At 75.6% G+C, this 13,354-nt stretch carries 15 protein-coding genes and 1 pseudogene; 10 read left to right on the plus strand and 6 right to left on the minus strand.

Annotated elements, in window-relative coordinates; translation table 11 throughout:
• Positions 1 to 256, plus strand: a pseudogene (locus LWC35_RS37670) (pyruvate dehydrogenase); the annotation flags it as partial.
• 67 nt (positions 257 to 323) lie between these two features.
• Here LWC35_RS37670 and LWC35_RS37675 read toward each other — a convergent pair.
• Positions 324 to 1,148, minus strand: a complete 825-nt coding sequence (locus LWC35_RS37675) for a PP2C family protein-serine/threonine phosphatase (RefSeq protein WP_232875314.1) — start codon at positions 1,146 to 1,148, stop codon at positions 324 to 326.
• A gap of 190 nt (positions 1,149 to 1,338) precedes the next feature.
• Positions 1,339 to 2,289: a proteasome assembly chaperone family protein gene (locus tag LWC35_RS37680; RefSeq protein ID WP_232875315.1), complete on the minus strand. Its 951-nt coding sequence runs from the start codon at positions 2,287 to 2,289 to the stop codon at positions 1,339 to 1,341.
• A 215-nt stretch (positions 2,290 to 2,504) separates the two neighbouring features.
• On the opposite strand from LWC35_RS37680, the gene LWC35_RS37685 reads away from it, so the two are divergent.
• The 3 genes from LWC35_RS37685 to LWC35_RS37695 all read left to right on the plus strand — a co-directional run bounded on the left by LWC35_RS37685 (position 2,505) and on the right by LWC35_RS37695 (position 5,247).
• Positions 2,505 to 3,791: an MFS transporter gene (locus LWC35_RS37685; RefSeq protein ID WP_232875316.1), complete on the plus strand. Its 1,287-nt coding sequence runs from the start codon at positions 2,505 to 2,507 to the stop codon at positions 3,789 to 3,791.
• 75 nt (positions 3,792 to 3,866) lie between these two features.
• Positions 3,867 to 4,820, plus strand: coding sequence for an ATP-binding protein (locus LWC35_RS37690; RefSeq protein WP_232875332.1), 954 nt, complete (start codon positions 3,867 to 3,869; stop codon positions 4,818 to 4,820).
• Between the two features lie 37 nt (positions 4,821 to 4,857).
• Positions 4,858 to 5,247, plus strand: coding sequence for an SCO5389 family protein (locus LWC35_RS37695; RefSeq protein WP_232875317.1), 390 nt, complete (start codon positions 4,858 to 4,860; stop codon positions 5,245 to 5,247).
• 83 nt (positions 5,248 to 5,330) lie between these two features.
• On the opposite strand, the gene LWC35_RS37700 is transcribed toward LWC35_RS37695, so the two are convergent.
• Positions 5,331 to 6,137 (minus strand): PadR family transcriptional regulator, encoded by an 807-nt coding sequence (locus LWC35_RS37700; RefSeq protein ID WP_232875318.1) that lies wholly within the window; start codon positions 6,135 to 6,137, stop codon positions 5,331 to 5,333.
• A 275-nt stretch (positions 6,138 to 6,412) separates the two neighbouring features.
• Between LWC35_RS37700 and LWC35_RS37705 the strand changes: the two genes are divergently transcribed.
• The 3 genes from LWC35_RS37705 (at position 6,413) to LWC35_RS37715 (ending at position 8,091) form a co-directional block, all read left to right on the plus strand.
• A complete protein-coding gene (locus LWC35_RS37705) occupies positions 6,413 to 6,580 on the plus strand; it encodes a hypothetical protein (RefSeq protein ID WP_232875319.1) in 168 nt (55 codons plus the stop codon).
• A 78-nt stretch (positions 6,581 to 6,658) separates the two neighbouring features.
• Positions 6,659 to 7,045 carry a YkvA family protein gene (locus LWC35_RS37710; RefSeq protein ID WP_232875320.1) on the plus strand — a complete coding sequence of 129 codons (387 nt, stop codon included), beginning with the start codon at positions 6,659 to 6,661 and terminating at the stop codon, positions 7,043 to 7,045.
• Positions 7,046 to 7,140: 95 nt separating this feature from the next.
• Positions 7,141 to 8,091 (plus strand): NADP-dependent oxidoreductase, encoded by a 951-nt coding sequence (locus tag LWC35_RS37715; protein WP_232875322.1) that lies wholly within the window; start codon positions 7,141 to 7,143, stop codon positions 8,089 to 8,091.
• Here LWC35_RS37715 and LWC35_RS37720 read toward each other — a convergent pair.
• Positions 8,081 to 8,752 (minus strand): FadR/GntR family transcriptional regulator, encoded by a 672-nt coding sequence (locus LWC35_RS37720; protein WP_232875323.1) that lies wholly within the window; start codon positions 8,750 to 8,752, stop codon positions 8,081 to 8,083. The two genes, LWC35_RS37715 and LWC35_RS37720, sit on opposite strands and share 11 nt — an antisense overlap.
• Before the next feature lie 49 nt (positions 8,753 to 8,801).
• Here LWC35_RS37720 and LWC35_RS37725 point away from each other — a divergent pair, with 49 nt between their 5' ends.
• On the plus strand, positions 8,802 to 10,127 hold the full coding sequence (locus tag LWC35_RS37725) for an MFS transporter (protein ID WP_232875325.1): 1,326 nt from the start codon (positions 8,802 to 8,804) through the stop codon (positions 10,125 to 10,127).
• Between the two features lie 34 nt (positions 10,128 to 10,161).
• Here LWC35_RS37725 and LWC35_RS37730 read toward each other — a convergent pair whose 3' ends face one another.
• On the minus strand, positions 10,162 to 10,962 hold the full coding sequence (locus LWC35_RS37730) for an SGNH/GDSL hydrolase family protein (RefSeq protein WP_232875326.1): 801 nt from the start codon (positions 10,960 to 10,962) through the stop codon (positions 10,162 to 10,164).
• A gap of 145 nt (positions 10,963 to 11,107) precedes the next feature.
• Here LWC35_RS37730 and LWC35_RS37735 point away from each other — a divergent pair, with 145 nt between their 5' ends.
• On the plus strand, positions 11,108 to 12,568 hold the full coding sequence (locus LWC35_RS37735; protein WP_232875328.1) for a thioredoxin family protein: 1,461 nt from the start codon (positions 11,108 to 11,110) through the stop codon (positions 12,566 to 12,568).
• Between the two features lie 23 nt (positions 12,569 to 12,591).
• Positions 12,592 to 13,107 carry a UGSC family (seleno)protein gene (locus LWC35_RS40720; RefSeq protein ID WP_308194754.1) on the plus strand — a complete coding sequence of 172 codons (516 nt, stop codon included), beginning with the start codon at positions 12,592 to 12,594 and terminating at the stop codon, positions 13,105 to 13,107.
• Between the two features lie 56 nt (positions 13,108 to 13,163).
• Here the strand turns inward: LWC35_RS40720 and LWC35_RS37750 are convergent.
• Positions 13,164 to 13,354: fumarylacetoacetate hydrolase family protein (locus LWC35_RS37750; protein WP_372463174.1), on the minus strand; the 191-nt coding region annotated here is incomplete at its 5' end.

Genomic DNA, 13,354 nt, shown 5'->3' on the forward strand with positions numbered 1-13,354 from the left:
CCAGGCCCGGGCCGGGCACGGCAGCGCGGACACCTGGATCCTCGACGCCGCCTTCCCGGCGCGGCGCGCCACGCCGCTGGTGACCCTGCTCGACGGGCACCCGCACACGCTGGCCTTCCTCGCCGGGATCAACCAGGTCCGCGCCACCCACCTCGGCGTGACCCGGTTCGGCCAGTCCGGCGACCTCGACAGCGTGTACCGCTACCACGGCATCGACGCCGACAGCGTGGTCGCCGCCGCCCTCGACCTGCTCTGAGAGGGCCTTCGGGGCGGGCGGCGGCGGGGCGGTGAGCTCCTGAGGCGTTTCGCCCCGGGCCCGCGGGTCAGGGCGCGGTCCACTCCTCCGGCAGGGGGACCACGGTCGCCGAGGCGTTGTCCCGGCTGCCCGCGGTGAGCGCGGCCTCGACCAGGTCGTGCGCGGCCCGGGCGGGCGCGTCGGCCCGGCGGACCAGGAACGCGATCGTCTCCTCGTCGAGCGCGCGGTGCACCCCGTCGCTGACCAGCACCAGCGTGCCCGGTCCGGCGGGCCCCTCGGCGTGCCCGACGGTGCCGTGGTCGACGCTGCCTACCGTCGTCATCACGACGTTCTCCCAGGCCGGGACCACGTCCTCGGCCTTGCCCCGGTCGCGGAGGTACTGCGCCACGGTGTGGTCGTGGGTGAGCAGCGCGACGCCGCGGTCGGTGACGAGCAGGGCGCGGCAGTCGCCGACCCAGGACACCGACCAGCCACCGCCGGGGAGCCCGGCCGCGACGACCATCACGGCGTCGTCCGCGCCCGGCTCCAGCCGCACGGCGTCGCGCGCGGCCAGCAGCCCCTCCAGCGACCCGGCCCGCGGGGCGACCGCGGCGGCCACGTCGGCGGAGACCCGGGCGGCCACCGCGGCGGCGGCGGAGTCGCCGATGCCGTCGGCGACCGCGACCGCGAGGTCACGGCCGACGCCCTGGGCGGCGAGGGCGTCGGCGGCGACGTGGCGCAGACCGCGCACCGACGCGGACCCGGCGGGCCCGCGCCCGCGCCGGGGCGGGGCCGGGCGCAGCGGCAGGGTGGGGGAACCGGTGTCGGACGCGGTACGGGGCTCCGGGACCGCGGCGGGCGTGGAGCGGGGCAGGCGGTCGGTCGGTCGCGCGGGGACTGTCGCCGGGGTCATGCGGGCACCTCCCGAGATGGGGGGCGCGGGGCGGGCCGTGAGGGGGGATTCCGGCCGACGCCACCGCGCCGCACCACCGAGAGTCCCGGCCGAACCTGTGGGCCGCCTGTGCGTGGGCTGAGGTGACCGCGTGACTGCGCCCCGGTTCCCGGCCTCGTTCACCGAGGTGATCGCGGCCGGGCGCCGCCCGTCAGCGGCCGGGCTCGCCGCCCTCGCCGAACCCGCCGTCCTTGTCGTCGCCCTGGTCGGCGAGGAAGCGCTCGACCTCGGCGGCCAGCTCGTCCGCGCTGGGCAGGTCCCCGCCGAGCCCGCCGGTGCCGCGCTGCCGTCCGGCCGCGACGGCGTCGTACTGCTTCTCCAGCGCCTCGACGACCTCGGCGACCTCGGCCGATCCCGCCACCTGCTCGGCGATCTCGGCGTCGGTGCGCTCCGCCGCCTTCGACAGCTCCTCGGTGGACAGGTACAGCCCGGTGGCGACCGCCGTGTGGTCCAGCAGCGTGCGCGCGGCCTGCGGGTACTCGGCGCGGGCCAGGTAGTGCGGCACGTGCACCGCGAAGCCCATCGCGTCGATCCCCGCCTCGCCGAGCCGGTACTCGAGCAGCGCGGCGGCACTGCCGGGGACCTGGGCCTCGGCGAACCACGGCTCGTGCCCCTCGACGAGCTCCTTGCGCGAGGCGTGCGCGGTCACCCCGATCGGGCGGGTGTGCGGCACCGCCATCGGGATGCCCTGCAGGGTCACCACCAGCCGGACGTTGAGCCGCTGCACGAGCTGTTCCAGCGCGGCGACGAACCGCTCCCACTGGGTGTCCGGCTCCGGGCCGGCGAGCAGCAGGAACTCGGCCTCGGCGGCGTCGGTGAGGGCGACGACGTCGAGCACCGGCGGCTCGTAGGCGACCCAGCGGTCGGTGTCGAAGGTCAGCGGCGGGCGGCGCGAGCGGTAGTCGACGAGCTGGTCGACGTCGAACGAGGCCAGCGTGCGCGGCTCCTTGCCCTCGCGCAGCGCCTCGACGGCGAGCCGCCCCGCGCCACCGGCGTCGACGAACCCGTCGAGCACCACCAGCAGCACCGACCCGTCGGGGTTGGCGTCGGGGTCGACGTCGACGCCCTCCTCGACCCGGTACAGCTCCGCGGGATCCAGCACCTGTCGTACCTCCTCGTCGGCGGCCCTTGCGGGCTCCATCCTCGCGTGCAACGCGCGGCCGCCCGCACAGCATCCCCCCATTCGCGGCCGATGTGCGGGCAGCGCCCGGATCCGAGGACCTCGGGGTCGTCCGGTGTGATCCCGCCCGGAGGGGGCGTGACGTCGTCGGCGGACGCGGGCGTGTCGTCGTCCGATGACGGAGGATCGGTGGCGTCATGGGGAGCGCGCGCGCATATCTGGTCTGGTCGGCGGGGCTTCTGGCCTATCTCGTGGGGGTCATGCACCGGACGTCGTTCGGTGTCGCCGGGCTCGACGCGGCCGAGCGCTTCGGCGCGACCCCGGCGGTGCTCTCCGGCTTCGTGGTGCTGCAGCTGCTGGTGTACGCGTCGCTGCAGGTCCCCACCGGTGTCCTGCTGGACCGCTTCGGGGCGAAGGCGCTGGTGGTGGCCGGTGCGCTGCTGATGGCGGCGGGCCAGGCCGCGCTGGCGCTCGCGAGCTCGTTGCCGCTGGCCATCGCCGCGCGCGTGCTCGTCGGCGCCGGCGACGCCTTCACCTTCATCAGCGTGCTGTCGGTGCTGGGCGCCTGGTTCCCGGCGCGCCAGGTCCCGGTGCTGACCCAGCTCACCGGGCTGCTCGGGCAGATCGGCCAGGTGCTCTCCGCCGTCCCGCTGGCCGCGATCCTGCACGGGCCGGGCTGGACGCCGGCGTTCCTCGCCGCGGCGGGCCTCGGCGTGCTGTCCGCGCTGGCCGTGCTCGCGGTGTTCCGGGAGAGCCCACCCGGCGGCCCGGTCCGTCCGGACGCGCCGACCCCGCGCGAGGTGCTCGACGGGCTGCGGTCCTCCTGGCGCGAACCCGGCACCCGGCTCGGCTTCTTCACGCACATGGGCACGCAGTTCTCGGGGACGGTGTTCGGCCTGCTCTGGGGCGTGCCGTACCTGGTCGCCGGACAGGGCGTCGGGCGGGGGACGGCGAGCGCGCTGCTGACCCTGCTCGTCGCGGTCGGGATCGTGGCGGGGCCGTTGTTCGGCACGTTCACCGCCCGGCACCCGTTCCGCCGCTCGTACCTGGTCATCGGGGTCATCGCGCTGACCGCGGCGACGTGGACCGTCGTGCTGCTGATCCCGCCGCCGGCGCCGCTGTGGCTGCTGGTCGTGCTCGTGGTCGTGCTGGCGCTCGGGCCGCCCGGCTCGATGGTCGGGTTCGACTACGCCCGCACCTTCAACCCGAGCCGACGGCAGGGCACGGCGGTCGGGATCGTCAACGTCGGCGGGTTCTCGGCGTCGCTGGTGCTGGCGCTGGTGGTCGGGCTGGTGCTGGGCGTGCTCGGCGGCTACACGCCCGCCGCGTTCCGCGCGGCCTGGACGGTGCAGTACGCCCTCTGGGCGATCGCCCTGGTGGGGATCGTCGTGATGCGCGCCCGCGCCCGCCGGAACCTCCGCGAGGCCGGCACGGCCGTCCCCACGTTGCGCGAGTTCGTCCGGGAGCGGCGCACCCGGGCCTGAGCCACCCCCGGGTCGATCACCCGTTGGTGAACATCGTTACCGTTACCATCCTCGATGACGGAGGGGAGCGGAACGGTGCGGATCGCGTTCGTCGGCAAGGGCGGCAGCGGCAAGACGACGACGGCGGCGCTCTTCGCGCGCCACGTGGCGAGCCGGGGCCTGCCGGTCCTGGCGATCGACGCCGACATCAACCAGCACCTCGGCGTCGCGCTGGGAGCGGACCCGGAGGCCGCCCCGCCGCGCGCGCTGGGCGGCGACCTGACCTGGCTGAAGGACCACCTGCGCGGCGCCAACCCGCTGTTGCCCTCCGCCGACGTCATGATCAAGACGACGCCGCCCGGGCCCGGCTCGCGGCTGCTCGACCTCGATCCGGCCGGTGAGCTGCTGCAGCGGTACTCGGCCGAGGTCGGCGGCGTGCGCTACCTGGTGACCGGCGAGTTCGACGAGTCCGACATCGGCGTGTCCTGCTACCACTCCAAGACCGGCGCGGTGGAGCTGTACCTCAACCACCTGGTCGACGGGCCGGGGGAGTACGTCGCCGTCGACATGACCGCCGGCGCCGACGCCTTCGCCTCCGGCCTGTTCACCCGCTTCGACCTGACCGTGCTGGTGTGCGAGCCGACCCGGCGCGGCGTGGGCGTCTACGCGCAGTACGCGGCGCACGCGGCCGACCACGGCGTGGCGCTGCGGGTCGTCGGCAACAAGGTCACCGACGCCGAGGACGTCGCCTACCTGCGCGAGGAGGTCGGCGACGCGCTCCTCGGCTGCTTCTCCCAGTCCGCCTGGGTGCGGGCCGCCGAGCGCGGCCGGGTCCGGCCGGTCGAGGAGCTGGAGCCCGCGAACCTCACCGTGCTGGCCCGGATCCTCGCCGACCTCGACGGCCGCACCCGCGACTGGGCGGCCTACCACCGCGACACCGTGGAGTTCCATCTGCGCAACGCCCGCGCCTGGGGCGACGGCGCCACCGGCGTCGACCTCTCCGCCCAGGTGGTCCCGGACTTCCTGCCCGTGGCCCCGCAGCACGCCTGAGCCACCAGACCTCCTGTTCACCTGCAGAAAGGAAGCCATGTCCCTCGACGTCCCCACCGCCGTCCTCGAGGCCGCCGAACGCCGGGAGATGGACGACGCGCAGTTCCTCGCCGTCGTCCGCGACTCCCTGCCCTACGCCTGGGAGGTCGTGTCGGCGGCCGCCGCCGACCGCACCGGTGACAAGCCGTTCGGCGAGCACGAGGTGCCGCCGCCGTCCGAGAAGGAGCGCGGCCAGTTGTTGCGCGCCCTGGCGAGCACCTCGATCCGGGGCGCTCTCGAGCGCCACTTCGGCGTGGTCCTGGCCTTCCAGAACTGCCACCGGGTCGCCGCCTTCGCGCCGGCCGCCGTCGACTCCGAGATCTACCGCGAGTTCATCAGCCCGCGCGGTCAGATCCTCAACCAGTCGCCCGAGCTGCGGGACTGCTGACCGAACGCAGTACGGAACCATAATGCGCGCCGGCGTCGCCCATTCGCGCATTATGGTTCCATAACGCACTCAGATTCCCGGGATCACTCCGCCAGGAGGCGGTAGATGGTCTTACGGGCCTCGGTGAGGGCCTCGGTGGCCGTCGCGATCTGCTCGGGCGTGCCGGTGGCCATCACCTGCTGGGCGGCGGCGTGCAGCTGCGCGAGCTGCTGCCAGAGGGCGGCGTCGGGGCCGTCCTCCTCCTCGCCGTCGAAGGCGGACCAGACCTTGTCGAGCTCCTCGCGGTGCTCCTCGACGTACGCCGTGCCCGCCTCGGTGAGGTGGACGACGCGGCGGCCGTCGGTCTGCTCCACGCGGACCAGGCCCTCGTCCTCGAGCTGCGACAGGGTGGGGTAGACCGAACCGGGGCTCGGCTTCCAGCGCCCGCCGGAGCGCTCGGCGATCTCCTGGATGATCTCGTAGCCGTGTCGCGGCTGCTCCGCGACCAGCGCGAGGACGGCCAGCCGGACGTCACCGCGCCCGCGCCGCCCGCGACCGCCGGGGCCGCGCCGGCCGGGACCGAAGCCGCGGCCCGGTCCGAAGCCGCGCCCGAAGGGCCCGCCGGGGCCGAAGCCGGGACCGAAGGGTGCGCCCGGCCCGCCGGGGCCGAACCGCGGGCCGCCGTGCCGGCGACGCAGGCGCTCGGCCCCGTCCTCGGCGTCGATGTTCACGTTCACGTTCACGTCGGGCGCTCCCGGGGTGGTGTCGGCGAAGGGGCCGAAGGGCGGGCGGCGGCGCGGGCCGCCGCGACGACCGGCACCACGACCGCGGCCGCGCGGGCCGAAGCCGGGGCCGAACCCGCCGAAGCGCGGGCCGAAGGGGGAGTCCCAGGTGGGGTTGTCGGCAGACATGGTGTGTCTCCTTCTCGTCGTGAGCCTCCTTGGTCGGTAGCTCGTGTGCCATCACGATATATCGCTAGCTATCGGCGATGCAACAGTCTCCTGAGAAGTCCTCAGCATGGGCACGCGCCTGCGCCGCGGTCCGTGGTCGCGGCCGACCAGGCGCGGCGCCGAGCCCCTGCGGGCGTGCTGTCCGGTGTGGGTCGGATCACCCGTTCACCTTCACTGGTCCTGTTCGTCCGATTCGTGAGATCCTTGGCGTGGTCGCAGGCGAGTCGGAGGTGTCCATGCTGCGGTTGCTCGGGGCCGCGCTCCTCGTGGTGCTGGCGTTCACGCTGGCCGGGGCGCTGTACCAGGTGCTGGCGTGGGCCGTCGCGGTCGGTGCGCTCGTCTTCGCGGGGGTCGTGGTGTGGTCGCTGTCGACCAGCGGTGGCGAGGGCCGGGTCCGCCGCTGAGGGTGCGGCCCGTGCCGGCCGTCGCCGTCGTCACATCCCACGCGGAACGTGCCGGGTGCGGCGGGCGTTGAAGCGGACATGACGACCTCCTCCGGCTCGCGCTCCTCCGCGGGGCGGCGGGCCGCGCTCCTGACCCTGGCCCGCGTGATCGTGCAGAGCCGCAAGCCCGGTTCGCCCGGCCTCGGCGACCGTGCCCGCGCGCTGCCCCGCATGGTCGCCGGCGCCCTGAGCGGGCGCTCCGGCGTGCTGACCCGCGGCCGGCTCGGGCTGCTGGTCCTGGCCGTCGCGTACCTGGTGTCGCCCGTCGACCTGGTGCCCGAGGCCTTCACCTCGGTGTTCGGTCTGGTCGACGACGGCGTCGTCGCACTCTGGCTCGGCGGCGCGATCCTCGTCGAGACCCAGCGCTTCCTCGAGTGGGAGCGCGACGGCCGCCCGCGGGTCGTCGACGGCGAGCTCGTCGGATAGGCCTTCGGAGAAACCCTCGAGCGGTAGGGCCGTCCCGGGGTCGGTTCGGCGGCACGGCGATCCCGGCGAGGCGGCCGGCCGTAGGCTGCGAGGTCATGCGCGCGATCGTCTGCGACAGGCCCGGTGGGCCCGAGGCCCTGAGCCTGCAGGACATCCCCACCCCGGAGCCGGGCCCCGGCGAGGTCCGGGTCCGGGTGGCGGCCGCCGGGGTCAACCCGATCGACTGGAAGACCCGGTCGGGGCTCGGACCGTGGAAGTCGTTCGGCGGCAGGCCGTTCGTCGTCGGCTGGGACGTGGCCGGGGTGGTCGACGCGCTGGGCCCCGACACCGACCTCGACCAACGCGGGTACGCGGTCGGCGACTCCGTCCTGGGCATGGCGCGCTTCCCCGGCCCGGACGGCGCCTACGCGGAGTACGTCACGGCGCCGGCCGCGCACTTCCGGGCGCGGCCCGCGGACCTGTCGGTGGTCGAGGCGGCCGCGGTGCCCCTGGCCGGGATGACGGCGTGGCAGAGCCTCGTCGACGTCGGGCACCTCGGGGCGGGGCAGCGCGTGCTGATCCACGCCGCGGCCGGCGGCGTCGGGCATCTCGCGGTGCAGATCGCGAAGGCGCGCGGGGCGTACGTGGTCGGCACGGCGTCGGCGCCGAAACACGACCTGCTCCGCGACCTGGGCTGCGACGAGGTCGTCGACTACCGGTCGGAGCGGTTCGAGGAGGTCGTCGAGCCCGTCGACCTGGTCTACGACCTCGTCGGCGGCGAGACGGCGGTGCGCTCGTTCGACCTGGTCAAGCCCTCCGGGATGCTCATCTGCCTGCCGACGGTCGCGGTCGAGGCGGCGGTGAAGGCGGCCGAGGAGCGCGGGGTGAAGGCCTCCGGCGCCTACGTGCGCGCGGACGGGCCCGGACTCTCCGAGCTGCTCCGGCTGCACGCGGACGGCAAGCTGCGCGTGCGCGTGGCCGAGACCTTCCCGCTGGAGCGGGCCGCCGACGCCCACCGGCTGGGCGAGCAGGGCCGCACGACCGGGAAGATCGTCCTCACGATCTAGGGGCGCCGTGCTCGCGGAGGAGGGAGTCCAGGAAGTCCTCCGCCTCCGCGGCGGCGCCCGCGGCGTCGCCCGACCGGATCGCCGCCAGCAGGCCGGTGTGGCTCTCGCAGCGGCCGCCCGCGACCGTCGTCGCGACGCTGGCGTGCACCACCTCCGTGAGCCCGCGGTAGAGCTCGGCCAGCACCGCATTGTGGGCGCAACGCACGACGAGCTGGTGAAAGGCCAGGTCGGCGCGGGTGAACGCCGCGAGGTCCGCGGCCCCTTCTGCCTCCTCGCACGCCGCCATCGCCTGTCGGAGCTCGACCAGCTCCTCCGCGGTGCGGTGCCGGGCGGCGAGGCGGGCGCCCTCGGCCTCCACCATCCGGCGCACCTGCAGCACCTCGCGCAGCTCGGTCCCGGCGAGCCGGCGGATCGCCCCGGAGATCTCGCTCGTGGCGCGGACGTACGTGCCGTCGCCCTGCCGGACCTCGAGCAGCCCGGCGTGGGCGAGCGCGCGCACCGCCTCGCGCACTGTGTTGCGCCCGACCCCCAGGGTCTCGGCGAGTTCGGCCTCGGGCGGGACCCGGGTGCCGACCGGCCACTCGCCGGCGGCCACGGTCGCGCGGATCTGCTCGATGACCTGGTCGACGAGTCCGGTACGCCGGGTGGTGGCCAAGGGCACAGGCGCGATCCTTTCATCCGAACATGGGATGTCTGTCAGAATAGCCGCCATGGCAGTGGGAGATCCGGGGCGCGCCGCGCAGAAGTCCGACGGGGCGTCCGCCGGTTCGGTCGCACCCGAGCGCACCGAGCACCACGTGATCGCCGACGGGCAGGCGCTCGAGATCGCCGGGGAGGCCGCCGCCGAGGAGCGGCTCGCGGACGCGCGCTTCGGCCCCCTGCGCGGGAGCCTGCTGCTGGCGGTCGGGGTCGTGCTCGCCGCGGTGAACCTGCGGGCGGCGGTGACCAGCGCATCGTCGCTGCTCGGCGACGTCCGGACCGGGCTCGGAACCTCGGCGGCCTGGACCAGCCTGCTCACCACCGCCCCCACGCTGTGCTTCGCCGTCGCCGGCCTGGCCGCGCCGGTGCTGGCGCGGCGCGTCGGCCTGGCCCGCGCGATCGGGGTGGCGCTGGCGGTGCTCGGCGTCGGGCTCGTCGTGCGGGTGCTGGGCGGCGCCGGCGTGATGCTGGGCGGGACGTTCGTGGCCTGCGCCGGGATCGCGGTGGCCAACGTGCTGGTCCCGGTGGTCGTCAAGGAGTCCTTCGCCCACCGCATCGGCCTCATGACCGGCCTCTACACGGCGGCGCTGCAGGGCAGCGGCGCGCTCGGCTCGGCGCTGACCCCGCCGCTGGAGGGACCCGCGGGCGGCTGGCGCGGGGCGCTCGTCCTCTGGGCGGCGCTCGCGCTGGTGGCGCTGGTCGTGTGGATCGTGGGCGCGCGGCACCGGCCGGCGGCGGAGGTGACCCGCCCGGCGCGGCACGCCTCGTGGGGCCGGCTGCTGCGCAGCCCGGTCGCCTGGTCGGTCACCGCGTTCATGGGGCTGCAGTCCTTCATGGCCTACGTCGTGATGGGCTGGCTGCCCCAGATCTACCTGGGCGCGGGCCTGTCCAAGGGTACCGCCGGGGTGATGCTCAGCCTCGCGACGCTCGTCGCCGTCCCGTTCAGCCTGATGGTGCCCGCGTTGGCCGCGCGGCGGCGGAGCCAGTCGGGGTGGAACGCCGGGCTCACCCTGATCGCGATCGCCGGCGCGCTCGGGCTGATGCTCGCGCCCGCGACGGTGCCGTGGCTGTGGGCGCTGCTGCTGGGCACCGGGCTGACCGTGTTCGCGATGGCGATGACCGTGATCACGCTGCGCGCGGGCGACGCCGCGACGGCGGCCGGGCTCTCCGCGATGGCGCAGGGCTTCGGCTACCTCATCGCCTCGACCGGACCGATGCTCGTCGGGCTGCTGCACGAGGCGACCGGCGCCTGGACCGCCTCGCTCGCCGTGCTGCTCGTCGCCCTGCTCGCGCAGCTGGTGGCGGGCGTGCTGTCCGGGCGGCCGCGCACCGTCTGAGCGCCCCGGGACCCGAGCACCGGGCGAGCGGGGCTCAGGCGCCCTCGGCGGCGGTGCGCAGGGCCGGCAGGTAGCCGCGGACGTACCCCGTGGCCGTGGGGTGGTAGGCGCCCGGGCCGCCGGGCGCCACGATCCAGGGGGCGGCGCTGCACAGGCCGTGGGCCGCGAAGGCGGCCCGGACGTCGACGAACGTCGCCCCGAACCGCTGCGCGGTCTCGGCGATCCGGTCGTTCAGCACGTCCGCGCCGGCGTCGATGCGCGCGCTGCGGACCCGGTTCAGCGGGCAGCCCTTCCCGGCACCGAACAGGCGCGGGTAGCCGAGGACCACGACCTTCGCGCCGGGGGCGCGCACGTGTACGGTGCCGAGCACGACCGCCAGCGCGGAGGGCAGGACGTACCGGGCCACCCGTTCGCCGGCGCGGACGGCCCGGTCGCAGGCCGCGTCGTCGGGCGCGGTGGTGCAGCGGGCGAGGACCGGCGCGAACCCGGTGTCGTTGCCGCCCACGGTGAGCGTGACGAGGTCGGTGTTCTTCGTGACCCCGGAGACCTGGTCGCGGAGCACGCCGGCGGTGGTCGCGCCGCTGCACGCGACCGAGGTGAACGACGCGGGGTGGGTCGCGGCGGCGAAGCGGGCGGGGTAGGAGCCGGTGCTGCGGGCGCAGGCGCCGCTCGTGCCGTCCGGCGGCGCGCCGACGCCCGCGGCGTAGGAGTCGCCGAGCGCGACGTAGGCGACGGGTGGGGCGGCAGCGGCGGTCTGCACGCCCGCGAGCGTCGCGGCCAGGGCCAGGACGAGCGGGACGACCGTCCGGCGGAGCCCGGGGCGGAAGCGGCGCACGATCCCATCCAGCCATCCGCCGGCCGCCGGCCACAACCGCCGTCCGGTGATCGCGGGCAGCAGCGCCCGTCCTCGTTCGACCGTGCCGCGCCGACGGAGCCCACCGACCTACCGGACGACCGTTCAACCGGCTAGCGTGCGGAGCGTGTCGGTGCCGGCGGAGGAGCGGGAGACGGTCGCGTGGCCCGCGGACGGGTACGTCGCCGTCGTCAAGCAGGACTGTCCGACCTGTCGGCTGGTCGAGCCCGTGCTCGCCGGCCTGCCGGGGCTGACGGTCTTCACCCAGGACGATCCGGCGTTCCCGGAGGGCGTCGCCGACCGGCGCGACGACACGGACCTGGACGCCAGCCTCGCCCTCGGCATCGAGACCGTGCCCACGCTCGTCCGGTTCGCCGGCGGCGTCGAGCAGGGTCGGGTCGTCGGGTGGAGCCGCGCGCAGTGGGCCGAGCTCACGGGCGTCGCCGGCCTCGGCGAGGGTCTGCCGGAGTACCGGCCGGGCTGCGGTTCCCGTACCCAGGACCCGGACGTGGCCGAGGAGATCCTGGTCCGCACCCGCGGCGGGTCCCTGCGGGCGCGCCGGCTGGAGATCGCCGCGCTGGAGGACGAGGCGGAGGCGCTCTTCGACCGCGGGTTCACCGACGGGCTGCCGGTCGTCGCCCCGACCCCGGCGCGGGTGCTGCGCATGCTCGAGGGCACCTCGCGCAAGCCGGACGAGGCGGTGGCGGTGGTCCCGCCGAACCTGGCCGAGGCGACCGTGGAGAAGGTCGCGATCAACGCCGTCCTCGCCGGGTGCCGGCCGGAGTACCTGCCGGTCGTGCTCGCCGCGGTCGAGGCGGCGTGCACGGACGAGTTCAACGCCCACGGCCTGCTCGCGACCACCTGGGGCGCCGGGCCTGCGATCGTCGTCAACGGGCCGATCCGGGCGGAGATCGGGATGAACTGGGCCGGCAACGCGCTCGGCCAGGGCAACCGCGCCAACTCGACGATCGGCCGGGCGCTGCAGCTGGTGATCCGCAACGTCGGGGGCGGGCGTCCGCAGGAGGTCGACCGGGCCGCGCTGGGCCATCCCGGCAAGGTCGGGTTCTGCTTCGCCGAGGACGAGGAGGGTTCGCCCTTCGAGCCGCTCGCGCAGAGCCGCGGGGTGCCGCCCGGGCGCTCGGCCGTCACGGTCTTCGCCGCCGAGGGGCCGCGCGGGCTCGCCGACCAGATCTCCCGCACGCCGGAGTCCTTGGCCCGGTCGCTCGCGCAGGGCCTGCGGTCGGTCTGCCACTGGAAGCTGCCCGGCGGGTTCGACGCGTCCCTGGTCCTCAGCCCCGAGCACGGGCGGACCTTCCGGGAGGCGGGCTGGGACCGGGCGCGGCTGCATTGGGAGCTGGACGAGCTGTTGCTGCTGGACCGCGCCGAGATCACCCGCGGGGCGGGCGGCATCGAGGAGGGTGTGCCCGCGCGCGCGTCGGACCGTCCCGTCCCGAAGTTCCGGCCGGGCGGCTACATGATCATGTACGCCGGTGGTGGCGCCGGCATGTTCTCGGCCGTGATCGGCGGCTGGGCCGGTGGACCGGGCGGGAGCGCGCCCGTGACGAGGGAGGTCGACCCGTGGCGGTGAGCCCTGGTGGAGCGACGGGGTCGCTGGTGATCCTGGACCCGACGGACGAGTCCGCGCCCGACGCGCGCACCGCGCTGCGGCGCCCGGCCTCGCTCGACGGGCTCCGGGTCGGCCTGCTCGACATCTCGAAGGCGCGCGGCGACGTCTTCCTCGACCGGCTCGCCGAGCTCCTCGCCGACCGCGGGATCACGGTCCGCCGCTACGCCAAGCCGACCTTCACCAAGCCGATGCCGCCCGACCTGCGGCGCGACGTCACCACCGAGTGCGACGTGGTGATCGAGGCGCTCGCCGATTGAGGCTCGTGCACGTCGTGCAGTGTGCACGACTTCGCCGCCCTCGAGGGCCGGGGCGTGATCGCGGCCTTCCTGGCGTCGACGCAGTTCGTGGTCGCCGCCGCGGCCCAGGCGAAGGCGCTCGGGTACCGGGAGGTGCCGTCGGTGTTCGTCCCGCACCCGATCCAGGACCGCACGGACGCGGAGATGCGCGCGCTCGCCGACGCGGCGCTCGAGGAGGTGCTCGCGGCCGTCACCCGGCGGTGAGCACCTCGCCGAGGGCCGGCCGGCCGGCGGCGCGGCCTTCGCGCGCCTGACCTGGGTCAGCGGCAGGCCAGCTCCAGGCTCCCGAGTCGGTCGATCGACGCGACGACGACGTCGCCCGGCCCGACCGGCACCGCCGCCGTGAGGCCGCCGGACAGCACGATCTCGCCCGCTCGCAGGCCCTCGCCCTCGGCGGCGAGCGCGCGGACCAGCCAGGCGACGGCGGCGGCGGGGTGGCCGAGCGAGGCCG

The organism is Pseudonocardia kujensis (assembly GCF_021283305.1).
In the GTDB taxonomy this organism is placed as follows: domain Bacteria; phylum Actinomycetota; class Actinomycetes; order Mycobacteriales; family Pseudonocardiaceae; genus Pseudonocardia; species Pseudonocardia kujensis.